The organism is Acidovorax sp. T1, from assembly GCF_002176815.1.
Lineage (GTDB): Bacteria > Pseudomonadota > Gammaproteobacteria > Burkholderiales > Burkholderiaceae_C > Acidovorax.
In genome coordinates this window covers 1,386,312-1,409,860 of sequence record NZ_CP021648.1, presented here as the reverse complement: position 1 = coordinate 1,409,860, position 23,549 = coordinate 1,386,312, and the positions used below count along the sequence as shown (strand labels likewise).

Sequence of the window (23,549 nt, the reverse complement as noted above, 5' to 3'; positions counted from 1 at the left end):
GCCCAGACTTTAAACGTACACCGGTCCCAACCCGCTCAAAATCAAGGAATCCGCCATGGCCAGCGAACTCATCAAACATGTCTCTGACGCCAGCTTTGAAGCCGACGTGCTGAAAACCGGCACCACGGTGCTGGTGGACTACTGGGCCGAATGGTGCGGCCCCTGCAAAATGATCGCCCCCATCCTGGACGAAGTCGCAGGCACCTACCAGGGCAAGCTGCAGATCGCCAAGATGAACGTGGACGAGAACCGAGAGATCCCGGCCAAGTTCGGCATTCGCGGCATTCCCACGCTGATGCTGTTCAAGGACGGCCAGCTGGCCGCCACCAAGGTCGGCGCCATGAGCAAGGCGCAACTGACCGCCTTCATTGATCAGCAACTGGCCTGATTTTTCGCCTCGTGCCAGCGCCCTGATCCCCGGGGCTGCTGGAACGGCAAAAGTGTGGATGGCTTTGCGCATGACGCGCCCCTCACTGCGCGATCCGGCCAGCACAGATTTTTTCCTGTCATAATTTCGCCAGATCACCGGCTTGCACGCATTGGCAACCGGTTCGAGATCCCCAGGCAAGCCGGGGCCGCAAACAACGGTTCTCCCAGCTACCGCCTCTCCCCCAAGATTCACACCAGCTCCGCCAAGGAGTCACCCCATGCACTTAAATGAACTCAAGGCACTGCATGTGTCTGAAGTCCTGAAGCAGGCCGAAGAGCTTGAAATTGAAAACACTGGCCGCATGCGCAAGCAGGAGTTGATGTTTGCCATCATCAAGAAACGCGCCAAGACCGGTGAACAGATCATTGCGGATGGCGTGCTGGAGATATTGCCCGACGGCTTCGGCTTCCTGCGCAGCCCCGACACGAGCTTCACGGCCAGCACGGACGACATCTACATCAGTCCGAGCCAAGTACGTCGCTTCAACCTGCACACCGGCGACATGATTGAAGGGGAGGTCCGCACACCCAAAGATGGTGAACGGTACTTTGCGCTGAACAAACTTGACTCCGTCAATGGCGGCCCGCCCGAGCAGAACAAGCACAAGGCGATGTTCGAAAACCTGACGCCCCTGTTCCCCAAGGAGCAGATGCGTCTGGAGCGCGACGTCAAGAGCGAGGAGAACATCACCGGCCGCATCATTGACATCATCGCGCCCATCGGCCGTGGCCAGCGCGCGCTGATCGTCGCCCCGCCCAAGAGCGGCAAGACGGTGATGATGCAGCACATCGCCCACGCCATCACGGCCAACAACCCCGACGTGCACCTGATGGTGCTGCTGGTGGACGAGCGCCCTGAAGAAGTGACCGAAATGCAGCGCACGGTGAAGGGCGAAATCATCGCCTCCACCTTCGATGAGCCCGCCGCCCGCCACGTGCACGTGGCCGAGATGGTGATCGAGCGCGCCAAGCGCCTGGTCGAGCTCAAGAAGGACGTGGTGATCCTGCTCGATTCGATCACCCGCCTCGCCCGCGCCTACAACAACGTCGTGCCGTCGAGCGGCAAGGTGCTGTCGGGTGGTGTGGACGCCGCCGCACTGCAGCGCCCCAAGCGCTTCTTTGGCGCCGCGCGCAAGGTCGAGGAAGGTGGTTCGCTCACCATCATCGCCACCGCGCTGGTCGATACCGGCAGCCGCATGGACGAAGTGATCTTTGAAGAATTCAAGGGCACCGGCAACTGCGAAATCCACCTGAACCGCCGCCTGTACGAAAAGCGCGTGTTCCCCGCCATCGAACTCAACAAGAGCGGCACGCGCCGCGAAGAACTGCTGCTGGCGCCCGAAATCCTGCAAAAAACCCGGATCCTGCGCCAGTTCATGTACAACATGGATGAAATCGAATCCATGGAGCTCATGATCAAGAACATGAAGGCCACCAAGAGCAATGTCGAGTTCTTCGACATGATGCGACGGGGCGGGTAAACAACGCACCACAGCCAACATGGCCCCTTGCCCACTCCGGGCTATAATCGTGGGCTTTTTCTGCGGAAAGTACGCTGGATGTTTCACGAGGCAAAGGTTGCTTCGGGTCCCGCACGGCTCCCGCACTTGACAAGGATTGATCATGAAAGAAGGCATTCACCCCAACTACCGCGAAGTTCTGTTCGTGGACCTGTCCAACGGTTTCAAGTTTGTGACCCGCTCGTGCGTGAACACCAAGGAAATGGGCAAGACCGACGACGGCCGTGAGCTTCCCATGTTCAAGCTGGACACCTCCAGCGAATCGCATCCTTTCTATACCGGCACGCAAAAATCCGTGGACAACATGGGCGGCCGCGTGGAACGTTTCCGCAACCGTTTCGGCAAGACTGCAGCCAAGTAATTCGCCGCATCTCCGCCAACAAGGCAGCACGGGCAACCGCGCTGCCTTTTTGTTTGGTTTTGCCCTTATTCTCGGCAGTCAGCCATTGCCATCCTCCTGACGCGTGAACTCTCCCACCCCCGCCATCGTTACCCAAAAAGCTGCGCGCCCGCTTCCTCGCTGGGCCTTGCTGCTGCTGTGCCTGGCTTACGTCGTGCCCGGCTTCGTAGGCCGGGGGCCCTGGAAGAAAGCCGATGTGACTGCGTTCGGCTACATGATGGAACTGGCCAACGGACACACCGCGTGGCTGAGACCACAGCTGGGGGGCATGCCCCCCGAAACCGATGGCTTGCTGCCCTACTGGCTGGGTGCCTGGGCCATCCAGATCACGCCCGACTGGCTGATGGCACCTGAAATGGCGGCGCGCCTGCCGTTCATGGCGCTGCTGGTGCTGACGCTGGCAGCCACCTGGTACGGTGTTTACTACCTGGCGCGCAGTCCGGGCGCCCAGCCTGTCGCGTTTGCCTTTGGCGGCGAGGCCAATCCTTTGGATTACGCGCGTGCCATCGCCGATGGCGCCTTGCTGGCGCTGATTGCCTGCCTGGGTCTGGCGCAGCTGTCGCACGAAGCCACGGGCTACCTTGCACAGCTTGCGTGCGCGGCGCTGATCTTCTTTTCCGTGGCTACTTTGCCCTACCGCACGGTGACGCCCGCCGTGGCGCTGGTGGCGGGCATGATAGGACTCACACTGGCCGGCGCGCCTACGATCGCGGCATTGCTGGGCGTGGGCTGCATCGTGCTGGTGGTTTTGGCACCAGCAGCCCCGTCGGATCGGCGCGTGCGCTGGGCCTTGGGGCTGGGTGTCGTCACTGTGCTGGCGGCCCTGCTGGCATGGCAACTGGATCTTTGGCGATGGCGCCTGCTCAATGCGGCCACGGAAGGCAAGGAACTCAGAAGCCTGCTGCGGCTGCTGCTGTGGTTCGGCTGGCCCGCCTGGCCCATGGCCTCCTGGACCCTGTGGCGCTGGCGCAAGCAGCTGTTCAACCGCCAGCCGCATCGCCACCTTTGGTTGCCCCTGTGGTTTTCGCTCGTTTCGGTTGGGGCCACTTTCACTACCCAACCGGCAGACCGGGCGCTGCTCTTGGGTTTGCCTGCCATTGCCACGCTGGCAGCGTTTGCGCTGCCCACCTTCCGCCGCAGCATGGCGGCGCTGATTGACTGGTTCACCTTGCTGTTCTTCAGCGTCTCGGCCGTGGCTATCTGGGTGATCTGGTTTGCCATGCAGACGGGCGTGCCGGCCCAGCCCGCGGCCAACGTGGCCAAGTTGGCCCCTGGGTTCATACCCACCTTCTCGTGGCTGGCGCTGGTGGTGGCACTGGTCGCATCTGCGGCCTGGTGCAGGCTAGTGTGGTGGCGCGCGGCACGCAACCGTGCAGCCATCTGGAAAAGCCTGGTATTGCCGGCCAGCGGTGCAGCACTGTGCTGGCTGTTGCTGACCACCCTATGGCTCCCGCTGCTGGACTACGCCCGCAGCTATGCACCGCAGGCGAGCAAACTGGCCGCCGCACTGGGCCCGAACCCTGGATGCGTACAAATGGTTGGCCTGAGCCGGGCACAGATGGCCGCGCTGCAGTACCACGCCCAACTGCGCCTGCAATCGGCCAGCCCTTCAACCCAATGCCCCTGGCTGGTCGCAGACAACAGTGCCTGGCCAGCGCCTGAAAACCGGGTGAACCCAGACCACTGGACGAGGCAGGCCACCATCGGCCGCCCCACCGACAAAAACGAGTTCATCCTGCTGTTCCGGAGAACGGCAACGCCCGACTGATGTCGGAGTCGTCCACCATCTCCCGCCACGCCCTGACCGTGCTGACAGGGCAACTGGCTGTGATGGCCTTTGGCGTGACCGACACCATCGTGGCCGGGCGCCACGGCGAAACCTCCCTGGCGGCGCTGTCAGTGGGCTCGGCGATCTTCATCAGTGTCTATGTTGCGCTGATGGGTATCTTCCAGGCGCTTTTGCCCGTCTGGGCCGAACAGCGGGGCGCACGCAACCCTGGTGCCATTGGCACGTCGCTGCGCCAGGCCGTTTATCTGTGCGCCGCGGCATCGGCAGCGGGCATGCTCATCCTGCTATCACCCGGCCCGCTGCTGCGCTGGACCGAGGTGCCGCAGGCTCTGCGCACCGAGGTCGAGCAATACCTGGCCGTACTGGCCCTGGCGCTTCCGCCCGCCCTGCTCTTTCGCCTGTACAGCACGCTGAACCAAGCCATTGGCCGTCCACAACTGGTGAGCTGGCTGCAGGTGGGCTCGCTGTTCGTCAAATTGCCGCTGTCCGTCTGGTTCACGTTTGGCGGCGCGGGCCTGCCAGCGCAAGGCGCCGTAGGCTGCGCCTGGGCTACCCTGGTGGTGAATGCCAGCATGCTGGCCCTGGCTTTCTGGCTGTTGCGCACCCAGGATCTGTACACGCCGCTACGCATCTGGCAGCGCATGGAGCGCCCCCACTGGCCCACCATCCTCGGCTTCGCCCGGCTGGGCGTGCCGGCGGGGCTGGCCATCCTGGTGGAAGTGACTTCATTCACGCTGATGGCGCTGTTCATTGCGCGCCAGGGCACTGTGGCCACGGCAGCGCACCAGATCGCGGCCAACGTGGCCGCCGTGCTGTACATGGTGCCCCTGTCTCTGGCCATTGCCACCAGTGCGCGGGTGAGCTACTGGCTGGGGGCGGGCAACCCCATCCGGGCACGCAGCGTTGTTTTTATAGGTTTTAGGCTCTCCGCGCTTATGGGTATTGCGCTAGCAGCTATATTATTAATAGCAAACAAAGCATTGCCCACCCTGTATTCCAGCAGCACTGCCGTGGTGTCCGTCACCAGCGGGCTGCTGCTGTGGGTTGCGGCCTACCATGCCGCCGACGCCGTGCAGACCCTGTGCGTCTTTGTGCTGCGCAGCTACCGCATCACGATCGCGCCGCTGGCGGTGTACTGTCTTTTGCTGTGGGGCGCGGGGCTAGGCGGGGGCTATGTGCTGGCCTACCACGGGCTGGGATCTTGGGCGCCCGTGGCGTCACCAGCGCCGTTCTGGGCGGCCAGCGCGCTGGCACTGGCCATCACGGCAGGGCTGTTTGTGCTGATGCTGTGGCTTGCAATCCGTCCGGCAGCGCGGGGCGGCGCAGCCGGTTGGCGGGAAAGGTGACAGAGAACACCGATCCCTTGCCCAGCACGCTGGCGATATCGAGCGTGGCGCCATGGCGCTGCACCGCGTGCTTGACGATGGCGAGCCCCAGGCCTGTACCCCCAGTTTCCCGCGACCGGCTGCGGTCCACGCGGTAAAAGCGCTCGGTGACGCGCGGAATATGCTCTGGCGCTATCCCTGGCCCGGTGTCACTGACGCTAAAAGTGGCGGTTCCATCATTCGTGTGCTGCCACCGCACGGTGATGGTGCCGCCTGCGGGCGTATAGCGCACGGCATTGCTGATGAGGTTGGACAGCGCGCTTTGCAGTTCGGACGGCACGCCAGCAATCTCACCCTGGGCACGCAAATCCTGCGCGGCCGGAAACTGCAGCACATGGTGTCGATGGTGGTTTTGCGTCAACACGGCAGACAAGGCCCGCCCCTCGTCTTCACACCGCTGCATCAGGACCTGCACCGGCGTCCATTCAGACATGCCGGGCAATGGGCTGCCTTCCAGGCGCGAGAGCGTCAGCAGGTCGTGCACCACGCTTTGCATGCGCGCCGCCTGCTGGGCCATCATGGCCAGATACCGCGCCCGCTCCTCGGCGTCCAGTGGCAAGGTCTGCAGGGTTTCGACAAAACCGGTCAGCACCGTTAGCGGCGTGCGGATCTCATGCGAGACATTGGCCACAAAATCGCGCCGCATCGCGTCAGCCTGCTCCAGCGCCGTGACGTCGCGGGTCAATAACAGCTTGCGCCCGTCGCCATAAGGATGCAGGTGCGCCGAAATGCGCACGGGCCGCGACGGCGTGCTGTCCCGGCCCTGCAGCACCACGTCGTGGGTGAAATTCTGGGCGGCATAGTAAGCGCCGAAATCGGGGTCCCGCACCAGGTTGCCGATGGACTGCATGACATCCCGCTGGGCATCAAAACCGAGATGGGCAGCCGCGATCTGGTTACACCATTCAATGCGCCCCTCGGCGTCGAGCAGCACCACACCGTTGGGGGTCGCCTGGAGCGCCGCCAGAATCTCCTGCACGCGGTCTTCGCTGTCCTTGACCAGCATCTGGCGCTGGCGCAACAAGCGTCGCGCGCGTTCGGCGGCTTCGCCCCACATGCCGAATATGGACGGTGCTGCAGACAGGTCACCCGAACGCAACCACCGCAGCACGCGTGCGCCCCGCCACAAATCACCACCAAACCACAACCATGCAGCCACCGCGGCACCCACCACGGCACCCCAGGAGCCCGTCAGCCACCAGCCAAGCGCACCCCCGGCAAGCTGCCAGGCAAGAAAATATCCAAAACGCCAGAGCATGCGGACTACACAACTTTCTCGGTAGACGCGGAGGCCTTGGTGCCCCCGACTGAAACAATCAGAGACAGAGAGTTTTTTGCGCGGGTCCGAGCCGCGCGCCAAAACGCACTCGATCTAGGCGCAAAGCACAGCCATAGCTTGGACTATGGCGCGCATTTGCAACGACGAGCAGGTGCGTTTTGGCGTGATGAGCGGGCATGAGCAAAAAATTCTCAGTCTCAGGCCTGCATCAGCGCAGGCGGCTGCCCCGTGAGCCTGTAGCCCGCGCCGCGCACGGTTTCGACCATCACGCCAGCGATGCCCAGGGCCTCACGCAACCTCTTCACATGCACGTCTACAGTCCGCTCCTCAATGAACACATGGTCGCCCCATACCTTGTCAAGCAGTTGCGAACGACTGTGCACGCGCTCTGCATGCTTCATGAAGAAATGCAGCAACTTGAACTCGGTCGGCCCCACCTTCAGCGGTTGCCCCTGGAACGTCACCCGGTAGGTACCCGCATCCAGCACCAGGTCGCCGATGGTCACGCTGTCGCTCACCTGCTCAGGCGCACGGCGCCGCAGCACCGCGCGGATGCGTGCCAGCAGTTCCTGGGTGGAAAACGGCTTGGTGATGTAGTCGTCCGCCCCGGCATCCAGCCCCGCCACCTTGTCAGGCTCGTCGCCTCGCGCGGTGAGCATCAAGATGGGAATGGGCTTGGTTCGGCTGTCCGCACGCCACTTGCGCGCCAACACTAGGCCGCTTTGACCTGGCAGCATCCAATCCAGCAAGATGACATCGGGCAAAACGGCATCCAGCTCACGCTGAGCCGACTCGCCATCTTCTGCCCAGATAGGCTGAAAACCGTTGTGGCGCAGATTGACGGCGATCAACTCGGCAATTGCCGGTTCGTCCTCCACAATCAATACGCGGGGAAGCTTTTTCATGTCAACGCCAATCGGTCACTGCGCCACAGCGGATTCAATTTCATCAAGCGTGGTGTGCCGCACGTCCTTGCCCTTGACGAGATAAATAACGAGTTCGGCCACGTTCTTCGAATGATCGCCAATGCGCTCGATAGCCTTGGCCAGGAACAGCAGGTCCAGGCTGGCAGAGATGGTGCGGGGGTCTTCCACCATATAGGTGATGAGCTTGCGCACAAAGCCGTCGAACTCCTTGTCGATAAGGTCATCCTCCTTGAGGATGGCCACCGCCGCCTTGACGTCCAGGCGCGCAAAGGCATCAAGCGCCTTGCGCAGCATGCCCGATGCCAGCTCGGTCGCCACGCGCAGATCGCTCGTCGGCAGTGAACGGGAGGAACCGCTTTCGATGATCGACTTCACCATGCGCGCCATCTTGTTGGCTTCATCCCCCATGCGCTCCAGATTGGCAGTCGCCTTGGAAATGGACAACAGCAGACGCAGGTCACGGGCTGTGGGCTGGCGTCGGCCAATGATGGACGCGAGTTCGTGGTCGATCTCGACTTCCATGGCATTGACACGCTGCTCCATCAAACCCACCTGTTCCACCGCTTCCAGGCTGAACTGAGACAGGGCGAAAATAGCCTGGCGAATTTGCGACTCCACCAGCCCGCCCAACTCCATGACGCGGGCAGAGACGCCGTTAAGTTCACTGTCGAACTGCGATGAAAGATGTTTGTCAGCCATCAAAATGTCTCCTCAGCCGAAACGGCCGGTAATGTAGTCTTCGGTTTCCTTGCGCTGGGGCTTGAAGAACATCTGTTCTGTTTCCCCAAACTCAACCAGATCGCCCAGGTACATGTAGGCGGTGTAGTCGCTGCAACGCGCTGCCTGCTGCATGTTGTGCGTGACGATGACCACTGTGTAGTCCTCCTTCAGCTCCGCAATCAATTCTTCGATCTTGGCGGTAGAGATCGGGTCGAGGGCCGAGCACGGTTCGTCGAGCAACAACACCTCCGGCTTGATGGCAATACCACGCGCAATGCACAGACGCTGCTGCTGCCCACCCGACAAGCTTGCACCACTCTGGTTGAGCTTGTCCTTGACCTCGTTCCACAGCGCTGCCTTGCGCAAGGCCCACTCCACGCGGTCATCCATATCCGTGGCACTGAGACTTTCAAACAGCTTCACACCAAAGGCAACGTTGTCATAGATGGACATGGGGAACGGCGTAGGCTTCTGAAACACCATGCCGATCTTGGCCCGAACCAGCGCCACATCCTGCTTTGTCGTCAGCAGATTCTCGCCATCGAGCACGATCTGCCCTTCCGCCCGCTGCTCGGGGTACAGCTCGAACATGCGGTTGAACGTGCGCAGCAACGTGGATTTGCCGCAGCCCGAGGGGCCGATGAAGGCCGTCACCTTGTTCTCGGGAATATCCAGGTTGATGTTCTTGAGGGCATGAAACTTGCCGTAATAGAAGTTCAGGTCACGGACCGTGAGCTTGGACGCCGCTGCTGGCGAATTCTTGGGTATGGAGGCCATGAAAGTCTTCCTTGCTTATTTCTGCCGGGTCAGAACCCGCGCGAGGATGTTGAGTCCGAGAACGGCCACGGTGATCAGGAAAACTCCCGCCCAGGCCAGTTGCTGCCAGTTTTCGTAGGGGCTCATGGCGAACTTGAAAATCGTCACCGGCAGGCTGGCAATCGGCTTGGACAAGTCCGAGTTCCAGAACTGGTTGTTCAAAGCCGTGAACAACAAGGGCGCCGTTTCACCCGCAATGCGAGCCACCGCCAGCAAAATCCCCGTAATCACACCAGCCCGCGCCGCCCGCAGGGTGATCATGGTGATCACGCGCCACTTAGGCGTGCCCAGGGCATAGGCCGCCTCGCGCAGGCTGGCAGGCACCAGGATCAGCATGTTTTCGGTGGTCCGGATGACCACCGGTATCACGATCAACGCCAGGGCAAGAATGCCAGCGTAGGCTGAAAAACTCTTGAAACGGGCCACCACGACAGCGTAGACAAAGAGGCCAATCACGATGCTGGGTGCCGACAACAGAACGTCGTTGACAAAGCGTGTGGTCGATGCCAGCCAGCTGCGAACGTCGTACTCAGCCAGGTAGACCCCGGCCATGATGCCGATGGGGGTGCCAACAAACGTGGCCAACACCACCATCACCAACGAACCAAAGATCGCGTTAGAGATACCCCCAGCCTCATTGGGTGGCGGCGTCATTTCGGTGAACAGGGCCAGGCTCAGCCCTCCCACGCCCAGACGCACGGTCTCCCACAAGATCCATACCAGCCAGAACAAGCCAAACAACATGGCCGCCAGCGACAAGGTCAAGGCAATCTGATTGACGCGCTTGCGACCGTTGAAGCGGGCCTGTCGGGCCTGCACGGCATCAGCCGCAGAGATAAGATGTTGCGAGGTGGTCATGTGCGGGATCCTTCATTCTTCTGAAGGCGTGACAGCAGAATCTTGGACAAGGTCAGCACCACAAAGGTGATAAAGAAAAGCACCAGCCCCAGATAGATGAGGGACGCTTGGTGAAGGCCTTCACCCGCTTCTGCAAATTCATTCGCCAGGGCCGATGTGATGCTGTTGGCCGCCTCGAAAAGCGACAGCGAGTCGAGCTGATTCATGTTGCCGATCACGAAAGTCACCGCCATGGTTTCGCCCAACGCACGCCCCAGACCCAACATGATGCCGCCGATCACACCCGTCTTCGTGTAGGGCAGCACAACCTTCCACATAACTTCCCAGGTGGTGGAGCCCAGGCCGTAAGCCGACTCTTTGAGCAGCGCAGGTGTGACATCAAAAACATCCCGCATCACCGACGCGATGAACGGAATGATCATGATGGCCAAAATGATGCCGGCAGACAAAATACCAATGCCGACCGGCGGACCCGAGACAAATGCACCCAAGTAGGGAACACCATCGAACAGCGCCTGCAAAGGCTGCTGCACAAAACGCGCCAGGATGGGGCCAAACACCATCAAGCCCCACATGCCATACACAATGGATGGCACGGCGGCCAGCAATTCAATGGCGGTACCCAAGGGCCGTTTCAGCCAGGCGGGCGACAATTCGGTAAGGAACAAGGCAATGCCAAAGCTCACGGGCACGGCGATCAGCAACGCGATGAACGACGTGGCGAGCGTGCCATAAATCATGACCAGGCCACCGTACTCGTCTTGAACCGGGTCCCAGACGCTGTTGGTGAGAAAGCTGAGGCCATATTTGGAAATGGAAGGCCAGGCCCCCACCACCAAGGACGCCATGATGCCAAACAGCAACAACAGCGTGATGATGGCTGCGCCACGCGCCAGCCATCCAAAAATTCGGTCTGCCAACATGCCTGATATGAATGATTTATTGGGAGGGGGTGTGGTCCGTTTGATGCCAGAGGCCGACTCGGCGGTCGTACTCTGGCGAACCGGCATCATAGTGGACACGTTGGTAGCCTTGAGAAGTTAAATCAAAAGGCCGGCTTGTGGCCGGCCCCGAGGATTACTTGAACGAAACAGCCTTGCCGGAGGTGTCCTTGATGTCACCCCAGGACTTCAGGATATTGCTCTTCACGACATCAGGCATGGGCACATAGTCCAGGTCCGAAGCCGTCTTGTCACCGGACTTGAAGGCCCAGTCAAAGAACTTCAGCGCTGCAGCGGCATCCGCTGGCTTCTCTTGAACCTTGTGCATCAGGATGAAAGTAGGGTTGGTGATAGGCCAAGTGGCATCACCAGGCTGGTTCGTCAAAATCAGATAGAAGCTCTTGGGCCAGACAGCGCCAGCAGCTGCAGCCTTGAAGCCAACGTCGTCCGGAGTAGCGAACTTGCCCGCTGCGTTTTGCACCTGCGTGTAAGTCATCTTGTTTTGCTTGACGTAGGCGTACTCGACGTAACCAATGGAGTTGGGCAGGCGACCCACAAAGGCGGCCACGCCTTCGTTGCCCTTGCCACCTGCACCCACAGGCCAGTTCACTGCCGTGCCTTCACCAACCTTGGCTTTCCATTCGGCATTGACCTTGCTCAGGTAATTGGTGAAGACGAAAGTAGTGCCCGAACCGTCAGCGCGGCGCACAGGCGCAATGGTGGCATCCGGCAGCGGCACGGAAGGATTCATAGCCGTGATAGCAGGATCGTTCCACTTGGTGATCTTGCCCAGGTAGATATCACCCAGCACCTGGCCCGTCAGCTTGATCTGACCTGGGGCAATACCCTTGATGTTGACAACCGGCACCACGCCACCGATCACGGTAGGGAACTGCACCAGGCCCTTCTTTTCGAGATCCTCATCCTTCAGAGGCATGTCCGAGGCGCCAAACGCCACAGTTTTGGCATCGATCTGGCGCAGACCAGCACCCGAACCCACCGACTGGTAGTTAACTTTTACGCCAGTGGCCTTGTTGTACTCGGAAGCCCACTTGGAATACAGCGGTGCCGGAAACGAGGCGCCAGCGCCCGTAACTTCTTGCTGCGCCATGGCGCCAGAAAACGCTCCAGCCGAAGCCACACCAGCCACCAGAACTCGAATCACGGACATTTTCATGAAGATACCTTTAGGGTTGAAGGAGTTGAGATGCCGCGACTGTAGGTTTCAAATATGACAATACCGTGACTTTTATCCCCAGCTGTCATACGCTTAATCTCCTTCCCGGCAATTAAAGGCCGAATCAACTTGTCACAACTATGTCACAACTGATGCGTAGTCTGCGGCGACCGACATGCGTCGGCCATTTACTTACTGGAGAATCCCATGTTTCGCCGCTATGCACTTCAATCTGCACTCGCCCTGGTGGCAGTGACCACCCTGGGCGCCTGCGCCACCAACGCATCCGCACCCCAGACTTTGGCCGACACGATCGCCAAGACCTCGTCATTGAAGACCTTCAACGCCCTGGTTGCAGAAGCCGGCATGACGGAAACACTCAAGGCGGCAGGCCCCTACACCGTTTTTGCACCCTCTGACGCTGCCTTCAAGGCAGTTCCAGCAAAGACCCTGGATGCACTCAAGGCTGACAAGGCACTGCTCAAGTCCGTGATCAGCTACCACATCGTGCCATCGCGCGTGGCATCCAAAGACGTGAAGCCAGGCAATGTCAAGACCTTGCAGGGTGCTAACGTCGCATTGGCACGTGCAGGCACGTTCGTGACCGTCGAGGAATCGATGGTAGAGCAAGCGGACCTCTCCGCCAGCAATGGCGTTGTCCATGTAGTCGACCGCGTGATGATGCCACCCAAGAAGTAACACCTCTCTGAGTATTTGATGGCCATGTATCTTCCCAATTGCCCAGCGGTTTCGCTGAATCGCCGCCACTGGATTCGTTGGACCGCTGCTGCAGGTGCCGCAATGGCAGGCGAAGTCATGGCCCAGCCACTGCCAGCAGGCACACCTCGCAATGCCGATGTGGAACGCCCGCTGGTGGTGGCCCAAGTAGTTGACTTGACTTTTGACCAGCAAGATATCAGCCGCGACTTTTTGGTTGGCTCCCGATCCGCCTGGCAGGACCTCAACGCGCGTGGCGGGCTTCGTGGCCGCGCTGTGCAGCACGTCACCATCGAAACCGATGGCACGCCCGCAAGTCTGAAAGCCGCATGGGAAGCTGCCCATGGGCAAGCCGGGTGCGTGGCAGTGGCTGGCTGCGTGGGCAATACCGCGGCCGCGGGGCTTGTGGCCTTGCAGTCTTCGGCGCGCTCTGCGTCTCCCCTGGCACTTGTGGCCCCCTGGTTGCACGACGCTGTAACCGACAACGAGGCCGAGACGGTGTTCGAGGTGTTCCCGGACCACCAAACCCAGATAGCGCATGCCATCAAGACACATGCGTCCCTGGGTGTGAAGCAGATCGGTGTGGTCTTCGCCACCGCAGAGGTACAGCAGCAGTCGGAAGCCTATGTTCTGCAGGTCGCCAAAAACCTGGATTTGCAAGCACAGATATTGCCGCTTCCGGGCACAACAGGCCCGGCTGCCAGGCAGCTGACAACTCCAACACAAACCATTATTTTGTTTGTTGGGGGAACACCAGAGTTGCACGCATTTGCCAGCAAGCTGGTCGCCCCACCAGGCCGACAATGCTTTGTCGTGGCGCTGGCCGATGTGAACTTGCAGTCGCTCGCCCAGATGGGGGGCACGCCCAAGGGCACCTCCATCATCGCCACCCAGGCGGTGCCACTGGTCACATCCGGCCTGCCCGTGGTGCGCGCTTATCGCACTGCGCTGGCCCGGTTCTTTGACGAAGCCCCCTCTCCGCAGGGTCTCGCTGGGTTCATTGCTGCGCGCTATACCGCCGAGGTGATGGGCGGTATTTCCGGGCCCATCACGCGCGCCAGCGTGCTCTCGGCTTTGCAGCGGCGTGCCAACGTGAATGTCGGCGGCTATGTGGTTGCTTACCAGGGAAAAAAGCGGTTGAACGCTTATGTGACGCAAAGCATGCTGACCCAGGACGGTCGCATCATCGGCTGACACCAGCCTGGACACAGCAACGCGGGTGCTATGCTTCGCGCTGGAGATCAAGCGCATCACGCGCAGAAACATGCACAACGGAACATTGCTTGCGGCTGTAGATCTTGGGTCTAACAGCTTTCGCCTTGAAATTGGCCGCTTCGAGCACGGCCACATCCAACGGATGGAATATCTCAAGGAAACCGTTCGCTTGGGCAATGGCCTTGACGAGGAATTCAATCTGACGCGTGAGGCCATGCAACGCGGCTGGGATTGCCTGGCGCGCTTTGGCGAGCGGCTTGCTGGTTTTGAGCGAGCCCAGGTGCGTGCAGTGGCAACCCAGACTTTGCGCGAAGCCCGCAATCGTGAAGTATTTCTGGCGCGTGGCGGTGAGATTCTGGGCTACCCCATCGATGTGGTGTCGGGCCCCGAAGAAGCTCGACTGATCTACCAGGGAGTTGCGCGCCTGCTTCCGCAGTCGGACGAACGCCGGCTGGTGGTGGACATTGGCGGTCGCTCCACCGAATTCATCCTTGGCCAGCAATTCCGGCCCCACACCGTGGCGTCTTTCAGGGTGGGCAGTGTGGCCTGGTCCACGCGCTATTTTGCCGATGGCCAATTCACACGGCAGGCCTTCCTGGCCGCAGAAATTGCCGCCAAAGCAGTGCTGGACGAGGCCCTTGGCACATTCCGGCCCGACACCTGGGATATTGCCTATGGATCTTCAGGCACCGCTGGTGCGGTTGGCGACATCCTCGCTGCTGCAGGCGGCCCCGAGGGTCTCATCACAGCGGAGGGACTGAACTGGCTGCAGGACCGCCTGCTGCGCTCACACCATGCAGACCGCGTTCGACTGGAAGGACTCAAGGAAGACCGGCGGGCCGTGATTGGCGGTGGCATCAGTGTGTTGCGGGCGGTTTTCGATCTGCTCGAAATTGGGCAGATGCATGTCGCCCAGGGCGCGCTGCGTCAGGGCGCTCTCTACGACCTGCTTGACCGCGAGCAGCCCGAGACCGACTTAAGAACCACCACGGTGAATGGCCTCATGCAGCGCTTCTCGGTGGACACCGCCCAAGCCGAGCGGGTTGCGCGTGTTGCATCTGCCCTCTTCACCCAGGCTGCCCCCCTGAACAGCGAGCGTGCCGCACGCAAGCTCGAATGGGCAGCACGCCTACATGAGATTGGCGGCATCATTTCGCACAGCGAATACCACCGCCATGGCGCCTACATCCTGGATCACACCGATGCCGCCGGGTTCGCCGTGTCCGAACTACACAGGCTCAGCGCTCTGGTGCTGGGACAGCGGGGCAAAGTCCGCAAACTGGAAATCGAACTGATCAACGACGCTGGTTTTTCCCTGCAATTGCTGAGTTTGCGCATAGCGGTTGCGCTCTGCCATGCCCGTCGCGACCCAGACGTGGAAGGCCTGTCTATGCGCGCCGTGGGCACGCGCCACACCATCAGCACCAGGCCGGGATGGGCTGCAGCCTACCCGCAATCAGCCTACCTGCTACGCGAAGAGGTGATAGCCTGGCAAAAAACCCCCTGGGAACTGGAACTCAATCTGGGGTGACTGGAGGCAATAAACGGTATAAACTGTTTATACCGTTTATTTATTCATTCACTATGACCACTTCCAGCACCACTCCGAGCCAAAACCCCGCCCTAACTGCTGCTCAACCGTCAGCCAAGCCAGCGGTAGCGGGCACGACCCCAGCGGCAACTGCTTCCAAGGTTAAAAAAGCGGCGGCAGCCGAACCCAAGGTGGTTGCCAAAGCCGCAGCCAAGTCCGTCAAACGTGCCGTTGCCCCCACCACGGCAAAGGCAAAACCCGCTACAGCACCGGCATTGCCAGCCAAGGAAGCACGCGCCAAAAAGCCCAAACTGGTTCGCGACAGTTTCACCATCCCCAAAGATGAGTACGCTGTCATCGAAACACTCAAACAACGCGCGGACGCACTCGCCCAACCAACCAAGAAAAGCGAGTTGCTACGCGCCGGATTGAAGCTGCTGGCCGGACTGTCAGATACGGCTTTACGCACTGCCCTGCAGGCGATACCGTCCATCAAGACGGGGCGCCCAAAGGCCGATGTTCCCGCCACAAAGACCCCTGCCAAGGCAGTCCGCAAGTAACGGGACTTAGCCAGAGCTAAAAATGGCCCGTGGATTGCAGATCAGAGGAAGTCGGGGGACTGCACCGTCATGAGCACGGTCTGGCAATGGTCCAGCCGCTGGCGCTGGCGCTGGCGAAGCCACCAGACGGCCCCCTTGCGTACGGCGCACTCGGGGGCCTGCAAACTCAGCAGGTGAGCAATCGTCTGCCCAAGCACAGGCTGATGGCCAATGATCAGCACGGCCCCGCGCGCACGCGGCCATTGGGCCAGTTCCAGTAAGTCCTCTACGGTTCCGCCGGGCAGCAGTTCGGCACGCATCTTGAACTTACGCCCCAAAGCGCTGGCCGTCTGCTCGGTTCGGCGAGCCGGGCTTGCAAGTACTCGCAACCCATCAGGCAGTTGCCGGTCCAACCACGCTGCCATGCGTGCTGCCTGTTTCTCCCCCCGCTGGGTGAGGGGACGGGCCGTATCGTCCATCCCATCAGCCGCTTCCTCGGCTTCCGCGTGACGCCAGAGGATGAGGTCCATCATGCCATTCCCTGATCGGGGCGCGCTGCTGGCGCTGAAGCGCTGTAGCGCACCATTAGTGCGTTCTGGGCCCCCCTGCCGGCGACGGGGTGGCGAGCGCGTTCATAAGCTCCATCCGCCTTGAGCGTCCAGGCGTCCTTATCATCGTGAAGATAGGCCACCAGGCATTCGTCCACGATCTGCTGACGCAAAACGGGATCAGTGACGGGCCAGGCAAGCTCCACCCGGCGCATCATGTTGCGGTTCATCCAGTCGGCACTAGACAGGTACAAGTCTTCCTGGCCACCTGAGCGGAAATAGAACACCCGTGTGTGCTCCAGAAAACGGCCGATCACCGAACGCACGCGGATGTTGTCGGTGACCCCGGGCAGTTGAGCCGGCAACATACAGGCGCCCCGCACGATGAGGTCAATCCGAGCCCCTCGCTGCCCGGCAAGGATCAGCGCACGGATCAATCCTTCGTCCGTCAGGGCATTCATCTTGGCAACAATGCGCGCGTCTTCTCCGCGACTGGCCGCCAGCCCCACCTGCTCAATCTTATCCAGCATGCGACGGTGCAGATGAAACGGCGCCAGCAACAACCTGCGCAATTTAGGGGGGCGATTCTGACTGGCCAGATGGTTGAAAACACCGTCCATGTCTGCGGTGGTTTCCTCATCCGCAGTGAGATAGCTCAGGTCGGTATACAGGCGCGCCGTACGCATGTTGTAGTTGCCTGTGGACAGATGCCCATAGCGGCGAAGCTGGCGACCTTCTCTTCGGGTGACCAGCAGCATCTTGGCATGTGTCTTGAGCCCCACCACACCGTAAACCACCTGAGCACCAATGGATTCGAGCGCCTCGGCCCAGTTGATGTTGGCCTCTTCGTCAAAGCGCGCCTTAAGCTCCACCACGGCCATGACTTCCTTGCCGCGACGCACTGCCTCGGTCAATAGATCCATGAGTTCGGAGTCTGAGCCGGTGCGGTAAATGGTCTGCTTGATAACCAGAACCTGAGGGTCATTGACTGCCTCGCGCAGAAAGGCCAGCAAACCATCAAAACTCTCGAACGGCTGGTGCATCAGTATGTCACGATGACGCAATTGTTCAAGAATGGAAACACCCGGCTGCATCTGACGCGGCCAGACGGAACGCCAAGGAGGGAACAGCAGCGCAGGGTCGTTGACCAGATCTACCAACTGTGTCAGCCGCACCAGGTTGACAGGCCCTCTAACACGGTAGAGCGCGGCGCCAGGCAATTCAAACTGCTCCAGCAGGAAATCCGAAAGAAACACCGAACAGCCTGCCGACACTTCCAGCCGCACGGCCTGGCCATAGTGGCGGTGCTGCAAACCCTGGCGCAGGGCAGTTCTCAGGTTGCGGACATCTTCTTCATCGAGTGCTAGATCGGAGTGGCGGGTCACGCGAAACTGCGAAAACTCGGTGACCTCCCGCCCAGGAAACAGGTCGTGCAGGTGCGCCCGCACGATGCTGGAGAGGCTGACGAACAAAGCTTCTTTGGGCGCAACCTTGGTCGGCATGCGGATCAACCGCGGCAAGGCACGCGGGACCTTGACGATGGCAATTTCGTTTTCGCGTCCAAACGCATCGCGGCCCTTCAGACGCACGATGAAATTCAATGATTTATTGGCGACCTGCGGAAATGGATGGGCCGGATCCAACCCCACGGGAATAAGCAGCGGTCGCACCTCACGCATGAAGTAGTCGTTTACCCAGCGCTTTTGCACATCCGACCGCTCACCATGCGCAACAATGCGAATGCCATGCGCTGCAAAAGCAGGAACCAGTGAATCGTTGTACAGCGCGTACTGCCGCGCCACTAGATCATGCGCCTTAGCTGACAGGGCTTCAAAGGATGCTTCGGTGTAAAGGCCTTTTGTCTCACCGTTTTTCGCTGCTGTGATGTGCGGCGCAGCCCTTACCTCAAAGAATTCATCCAAATTCGAAGAGACAATGCAAAGATAACGCAACCGCTCAAGCAGCGGAACATCGGTCCGAACCGCCCAGTCAAATACCCGCTCATTGAACGCCAGAATACTGTGATCTCTGTCCAGGAGCACCACGTCAGTTTGCCCCACGGTCTGTGCGGCGATCTGCCGATCTGGCGTGTCAGTTGCGCCGGCGCCCTCCACTACGACAGACATATTGGCGCTCGGTGAGGCCACGGCAGCTTCATGGGACGGTGGAGACATGGGCACGCAATAGGTGATTGTATATAAGCGCCCCAGTATTTAACACATACATGACATTATTGTGACACATCATGTGACAGCCACAATGCGTTTCGAACTGTCTGACCGGGTGGGCACCAGATGCTGAACAAAGAGCTTGGTCGCCCTGGCCCACGTGAAGTCCAACGCACGGCGACGGGCCTCGTGGCGCGGCACAGCCAATGCAGCTTGGCACGCCGAGAGCAGATCCGTGTGCAAGACACCGCCCCGTACTCCCTGTGACTCCAACGCCCCAAGAACTTCCAAAGGACCATCCACCGGAAATGCCGCCACAGGGGTACCACAGGACATGGCCTCGAGCATGACCAGTCCAAAGGTTTCAGATCGGCTGGGGAACACGAATACATCCGCAGCCGCATAAAGTGCTGCGAGGGATTGCCGATCCAGCAACCCCATCCAGCGCACCTCTGGGTAGCGCTCCTTTAACCGCTGCTCCAGCGGACCCACGCCACACACAATCTTGGTGCCAGGCATCTTTGTCTGCAAGAAGGATTCAATGTTCTTTTCATACGATATTCGCCCTACATACAGACTCACTGGATGCGCCAATGCGCCAACCAGAGAGCTGAGAGTAGCCTCCCCCTGAAAGGGGAACGCCTGCGTATCCACACCATGGGTCCACTGGCGCAAATTTCGAAAGCCGCGGTGCTCCAACATTTGCAGAACCCCTTGCGTGGGCACCATGATTCCCGAGGATGGGCGATGGAAGTGCCGGAACAACGCATAGCCCCACGCCAGCGGGATACGCAAGGCGGCATTCAGTATTTCAGGAAATCGCGTGTGAAATGCCGTGGTGAAAGCCAGCTTGTGACGCAAGCAATAACGACGGGCGGCCCAGCCAAGAGGCCCCTCTGTAGCAAGATGGATGGCGTCCGGCTGAATGGCGTCCATGGCGCGGCCCAAGGACCCTGCCGGTCGCACGGCCAAGTCGATACCCGGATAACCCGGGCACGGGCGAGTTCGAAACTGGCCGGGGTGGATGACATGGACATCATGCCCGAGTCGCTCCAGTTGCTGCACCAACTCCGTGAGTGTCGTCACCACCCCATTCACTTGTGGATGCCACGCATCCGTCACCAGCGCAATCTTCATGCCGTCATTTCCGAAACCAGGGCAGGAGACGGAACCTCGCGCCGAGCTGGCCATTGCAACAGTTCCAATCGACCATCCAGATGCTCGACCAACGCAGTACGGCTCTCAACCCAGTCACCATCGTTGCAATACAAAATGCCGTCGATCTCCCGCATTTCGGCGCGATGGATATGTCCGCAGACCACGCCCTGGTGACCACGCCGGCGGGCCTCCGCCGCAACGGCCACCTCGAAATCCGTCACGTAGTTGAGGGCCTTTTTGACTTTGCCTTTGAGGTAAGCAGACAAGGACCAATACGGCAAGCCCATACGTGCACGCAAGGAATTGAGGTACCTATTGAGCTTGAGAGTGAACTCGTAAAGGTTATCCCCCAGATAGGCCAGCCACTTGGCACACTGAATAACACCATCAAAGTAATCACCATGGGTCACCCAAAGCTGTCGACCATCGGCCGTCAGGTGCACCGCTTCTTCAACCACCTCGATGCCGCCAAACGAATGCCCCACGAACCCACGGGCGAATTCGTCGTGGTTACCCGGCACAAACACCACGCGGCACCCCTTGCGGGCGCTGCGCAACAATTTTTGCACGACATCGTTATGCGCTTGTGGCCAGAACCATCTGCGACGCAGCTGCCACCCGTCCACGATATCCCCCACGAGGTAAAGTGTTTCGCAAGGGTGGCGCTTCAAGAAATCCAGCAGTGCCGTAGCCTGGCAGCCCGGTGTTCCGAGGTGCAGATCGGAAATGAACACTGCCCGAAAACGATACGGCTCGGACACATGCAAATCACCTGCATTACTGGCGATATCCGCCGCCCCCAGGACATTACCCCAGGACCCCAAGGCGTCGAACGCCGCACGCATCAGGCCCCCAGAAAGTGCTTGCGGTAGCGGGAGGGCAGGTCTGCAATGCGCATCAGCATCGGGAGATCGGCGGTATTGAAATCCGGATCCCAGGCCGGCGCCCCCAGAACCCGAGCACCTAGGCGCAAGTAGCCCTTGATCAGGGCGGGCGGCTCGATCAACAAGGATCCGTCGAGCTGCTCTACCGGCAATGGCAATCGGGGTCGTACATGAAAATCAATGGGCGCCATATGGGTCTGGCGCAATTGCTCCCAAATGCTGGCCGCGGCATCGCCACTCACCACGCCGTTGTGCAGCATCGGAATGCTGGCACAGCCAATCATGGTGTCGAGCTGATTGCGGACCATGAAGTCTGCCAGCGCCCCCCATAACGCCAGAATAACACCGCCGTGGCGGTGATCCGGATGCACGCAACTGCGGCCCAACTCGACCATACGGGGCCGCAAACTGCGCAACCGAGTCAGATCAAATTCATTGTCGCTGTAGGTACCCCCTACCCGCTTGGCTTGCGCCGGTGTGAGCACTCGATAGGTGCCGATCACTTGCTGGCTTGGCACATCACGCACCAAGAGATGCTCACAGTAGTCGTCAAACAGATCGACATCGTGACCCGGTATGGTCGTTGCCAGCCGCGCGCCCATCTCAGCCGCAAAGACATCGAATCGCAGCCGCTGCGCCTGACGAACTTCATCTAGATGGCGCGCCCAACCTACCTGAACATTGCCCTGCACCTGCATCTGTGCCAACGGGGCAACACCGCTACCCCCACCGTCTGTACGACCATGCGCCCGGTTAGGGAGTGAAGCGGATAACAGCGGCAGATTAGGCAACTCATTCATGGGACGACTCCTAGGGCAGGAAGGTGGCTCTCTCCGGAAATCGCTACCCGTTGGCAGGCACCGCTTCCTTTCCAGGCAGTGTGGAAGCATTCCGTGACAGCGCCATGTCGCCGTCATGTCGGATTCATGACTCACCACACCAGAGATCAATGGCTGCGCCAAAAGACTCTGTCGGCAAGGCCGCGTCCGATGGCAAGGGTGTCTTTCACCACCTCTGGGCACAGCAGTACACGGCGATGCCTTGCGCACCGTTCGGCGCTGCAGCATCAACCTGCAATGAAGGACAAATGCACGATGTTCGTGATTTCGCCGTCAGGCGAGCATTTCCCTTCGAGAAATCGCCTCAAGGCTTTCCCGCCATGCCGAGCAGCAAGAACTCAGCCCGCGCGCGCCGCATCGGCCAACCGCTGTGCGCAGCCACTGGCCATTTGCGCATCCCGCGCCTCCACCATCACCCGCAGCAGGGGCTCCGTACCGCTGGCGCGGATCAAGACGCGCCCCGTGGAACCGAGCTCCTGTTCCACAGCTTGGGTCGTTTGCGCCAGCACCTTGTTGGATTTCCAATCCTGCCCCGGCGCGAGGCGGACATTGAGCAGCACCTGCGGATAGAGCACAACGTCTGCCAGCAGTTGTGCCATGGTTTGTCCACTGCGCACGCAGGCCTGCAGTACCTGCAAGGCACTGACGATACCGTCGCCCGTGGTGTGGCGGTCCAGCGCCAGCAGATGCCCCGAACCCTCGCCACCCAGCACCCAATGGTGGCGCGCCAGTTCCTCCAACACGTAGCGGTCGCCCACGCGTGCCCGCACCAGCTTCACGCCGCGTGCCTGCAGTGCGACCTCTACAGCCATATTGGTCATCAGGGTACCCACCACGCCGGGCACATGCTCGTCGCGTCCCATGCGATCAGCCGCCATGAGGTACAGCAACTCGTCACCGTTGTAAAGGCGCCCTGTGGCATCCACCATCTGCAGGCGGTCGGCATCGCCATCCAGCGCAATGCCATAGTCGGCATGGTTGGCGCGCACCGCCCGGACCAGTGCGTCGGGATGGGTGGCCCCGACCTCATGGTTGATATTGAGCCCGTCGGGTGCACACCCAATGGCCAGAACCTCGGCCCCGAGTTCGTGGAACACCTTGGGCGCGACCTGGTAGGCGGCACCATGGGCCGCGTCCACCACGATCTTGACACCACGCAAAGACATGGCATGAGGCACAGTGCTCTTGCAAAACTCGATGTAACGGCCTGCTGCATCATCGAGCCGGCGGGCCTTGCCCAGCGTGGCGGAATCAGCCCACTTCGCCGGCTCATCCAACGCAGCCTCTACCGCAAGCTCCCATGCATCCGGCAGCTTGGTGCCCTGTGCGCTGAAGAATTTGATGCCGTTATCCGGGTACGCGTTGTGGCTGGCACTGATGACCACCCCCAGGCTGGCGCGCTGCGCTCGGGTCAGGTAAGCCACGCCCGGTGTGGGCAGTGGCCCCAGCAGCACGACATCCACGCCTGCCGAGTTGAAACCCGACTCCAGCGCGCTTTCCAGCATGTAGCCTGAAATGCGTGTGTCCTTGCCGATCAATACCGTGGGCCGCTCTTCGGTCTGTTTCAGTACACGACCGACTGCATGCGCCAGCCGCAACACAAAGTCAGGGGTGATGGGTGCCTGTCCAACGGTGCCGCGAATGCCGTCGGTACCAAAGTATTTTTGAGTCATGGAAATCGGCTTTTCGCTGTTGTTTTGTGCAGATTTG

The 23,549-nt window shown here is 60.4% G+C and carries 22 protein-coding genes; 9 read left to right on the top strand and 13 right to left on the bottom strand.

Annotated features, from left to right (window positions below; all coding sequences use genetic code 11):
• Positions 1–55 precede the first annotated feature (55 nt).
• The 5 genes from trxA (at position 56) to CCX87_RS06670 (ending at position 5,484) form a co-directional block, all read left to right on the top strand.
• On the top strand, positions 56–388 hold the full coding sequence (gene trxA / locus CCX87_RS06690) for a thioredoxin TrxA (protein WP_086912798.1): 333 nt from the start codon (positions 56–58) through the stop codon (positions 386–388).
• A gap of 259 nt (positions 389–647) precedes the next feature.
• The gene (gene rho, locus CCX87_RS06685; RefSeq protein WP_087744891.1) at positions 648–1,910 is read left to right on the top strand and encodes a transcription termination factor Rho; all 1,263 of its coding nucleotides are present in this window, start codon (positions 648–650) and stop codon (positions 1,908–1,910) included.
• A 142-nt stretch (positions 1,911–2,052) separates the two neighbouring features.
• A complete protein-coding gene (locus CCX87_RS06680) occupies positions 2,053–2,310 on the top strand; it encodes a type B 50S ribosomal protein L31 (RefSeq protein ID WP_005799836.1) in 258 nt (85 codons plus the stop codon).
• 103 nt (positions 2,311–2,413) lie between these two features.
• Entirely contained in the window at positions 2,414–4,117 is a 1,704-nt protein-coding gene (locus CCX87_RS06675) for a hypothetical protein (RefSeq protein WP_087744889.1), read from the top strand.
• On the top strand, positions 4,117–5,484 hold the full coding sequence (locus CCX87_RS06670) for an MATE family efflux transporter (protein ID WP_087744888.1): 1,368 nt from the start codon (positions 4,117–4,119) through the stop codon (positions 5,482–5,484). Before CCX87_RS06675 ends, CCX87_RS06670 begins: the two co-directional genes overlap by 1 nt.
• On the opposite strand, the gene phoR is transcribed toward CCX87_RS06670, so the two are convergent.
• The 7 genes from phoR to pstS all read right to left on the bottom strand — a co-directional run bounded on the left by phoR (position 5,399) and on the right by pstS (position 12,240).
• Entirely contained in the window at positions 5,399–6,781 is a 1,383-nt protein-coding gene (gene phoR, locus CCX87_RS06665) for a phosphate regulon sensor histidine kinase PhoR (RefSeq protein ID WP_087744886.1), read from the bottom strand. The two genes, CCX87_RS06670 and phoR, sit on opposite strands and share 86 nt — an antisense overlap.
• A gap of 218 nt (positions 6,782–6,999) precedes the next feature.
• On the bottom strand, positions 7,000–7,707 hold the full coding sequence (gene phoB / locus CCX87_RS06660) for a phosphate regulon transcriptional regulator PhoB (RefSeq protein ID WP_087744884.1): 708 nt from the start codon (positions 7,705–7,707) through the stop codon (positions 7,000–7,002).
• Between the two features lie 15 nt (positions 7,708–7,722).
• Positions 7,723–8,427 (bottom strand): phosphate signaling complex protein PhoU, encoded by a 705-nt coding sequence (phoU, locus tag CCX87_RS06655; protein WP_087744882.1) that lies wholly within the window; start codon positions 8,425–8,427, stop codon positions 7,723–7,725.
• Positions 8,428–8,439: 12 nt separating this feature from the next.
• Complete coding sequence (gene pstB, locus CCX87_RS06650; RefSeq protein ID WP_087744880.1) at positions 8,440–9,225, bottom strand: phosphate ABC transporter ATP-binding protein PstB; 786 nt, start codon at positions 9,223–9,225, stop codon at positions 8,440–8,442.
• A 15-nt stretch (positions 9,226–9,240) separates the two neighbouring features.
• Positions 9,241–10,122, bottom strand: coding sequence for a phosphate ABC transporter permease PstA (pstA, locus tag CCX87_RS06645; protein ID WP_087744878.1), 882 nt, complete (start codon positions 10,120–10,122; stop codon positions 9,241–9,243).
• Positions 10,119–11,132, bottom strand: coding sequence for a phosphate ABC transporter permease PstC (gene pstC / locus CCX87_RS06640; RefSeq protein WP_087748220.1), 1,014 nt, complete (start codon positions 11,130–11,132; stop codon positions 10,119–10,121). The genes pstA and pstC overlap by 4 nt, the downstream gene beginning before the upstream one ends.
• Before the next feature lie 67 nt (positions 11,133–11,199).
• Entirely contained in the window at positions 11,200–12,240 is a 1,041-nt protein-coding gene (pstS, locus tag CCX87_RS06635; RefSeq protein WP_087744876.1) for a phosphate ABC transporter substrate-binding protein PstS, read from the bottom strand.
• 207 nt (positions 12,241–12,447) lie between these two features.
• Between pstS and CCX87_RS06630 the strand changes: the two genes are divergently transcribed.
• The 4 genes from CCX87_RS06630 to CCX87_RS06615 all read left to right on the top strand — a co-directional run bounded on the left by CCX87_RS06630 (position 12,448) and on the right by CCX87_RS06615 (position 16,263).
• The gene (locus tag CCX87_RS06630; RefSeq protein WP_087744874.1) at positions 12,448–12,939 is read left to right on the top strand and encodes a fasciclin domain-containing protein; all 492 of its coding nucleotides are present in this window, start codon (positions 12,448–12,450) and stop codon (positions 12,937–12,939) included.
• A gap of 18 nt (positions 12,940–12,957) precedes the next feature.
• Positions 12,958–14,151, top strand: a complete 1,194-nt coding sequence (locus tag CCX87_RS06625; protein ID WP_335622386.1) for an ABC transporter substrate-binding protein — start codon at positions 12,958–12,960, stop codon at positions 14,149–14,151.
• Positions 14,152–14,221: 70 nt separating this feature from the next.
• Positions 14,222–15,703 carry a Ppx/GppA phosphatase family protein gene (locus tag CCX87_RS06620; protein ID WP_087748218.1) on the top strand — a complete coding sequence of 494 codons (1,482 nt, stop codon included), beginning with the start codon at positions 14,222–14,224 and terminating at the stop codon, positions 15,701–15,703.
• A 53-nt stretch (positions 15,704–15,756) separates the two neighbouring features.
• On the top strand, positions 15,757–16,263 hold the full coding sequence (locus tag CCX87_RS06615) for a hypothetical protein (protein ID WP_087744872.1): 507 nt from the start codon (positions 15,757–15,759) through the stop codon (positions 16,261–16,263).
• A 41-nt stretch (positions 16,264–16,304) separates the two neighbouring features.
• Here the strand turns inward: CCX87_RS06615 and sixA are convergent, their stop codons facing one another.
• From sixA to glmM, 6 genes are all read right to left on the bottom strand, one after another.
• The gene (sixA, locus tag CCX87_RS06610; RefSeq protein ID WP_087744870.1) at positions 16,305–16,775 is read right to left on the bottom strand and encodes a phosphohistidine phosphatase SixA; all 471 of its coding nucleotides are present in this window, start codon (positions 16,773–16,775) and stop codon (positions 16,305–16,307) included.
• Positions 16,772–18,964, bottom strand: coding sequence for a polyphosphate kinase 1 (gene ppk1, locus CCX87_RS06605; protein WP_257789737.1), 2,193 nt, complete (start codon positions 18,962–18,964; stop codon positions 16,772–16,774). The genes sixA and ppk1 overlap by 4 nt, the downstream gene beginning before the upstream one ends.
• A 69-nt stretch (positions 18,965–19,033) precedes the next feature.
• Positions 19,034–20,095: a glycosyltransferase family 4 protein gene (locus CCX87_RS06600; protein WP_087744868.1), complete on the bottom strand. Its 1,062-nt coding sequence runs from the start codon at positions 20,093–20,095 to the stop codon at positions 19,034–19,036.
• Entirely contained in the window at positions 20,092–20,961 is an 870-nt protein-coding gene (locus CCX87_RS06595; protein ID WP_087744864.1) for a UDP-2,3-diacylglucosamine diphosphatase, read from the bottom strand. Before CCX87_RS06595 ends, CCX87_RS06600 begins: the two co-directional genes overlap by 4 nt.
• Positions 20,961–21,800, bottom strand: coding sequence for a GNAT family N-acetyltransferase (locus tag CCX87_RS06590; RefSeq protein ID WP_087744860.1), 840 nt, complete (start codon positions 21,798–21,800; stop codon positions 20,961–20,963). The genes CCX87_RS06595 and CCX87_RS06590 overlap by 1 nt, the downstream gene beginning before the upstream one ends.
• A gap of 377 nt (positions 21,801–22,177) precedes the next feature.
• Positions 22,178–23,512 (bottom strand): phosphoglucosamine mutase, encoded by a 1,335-nt coding sequence (glmM, locus tag CCX87_RS06585; protein ID WP_087744857.1) that lies wholly within the window; start codon positions 23,510–23,512, stop codon positions 22,178–22,180.
• Positions 23,513–23,549 lie beyond the last annotated feature (37 nt).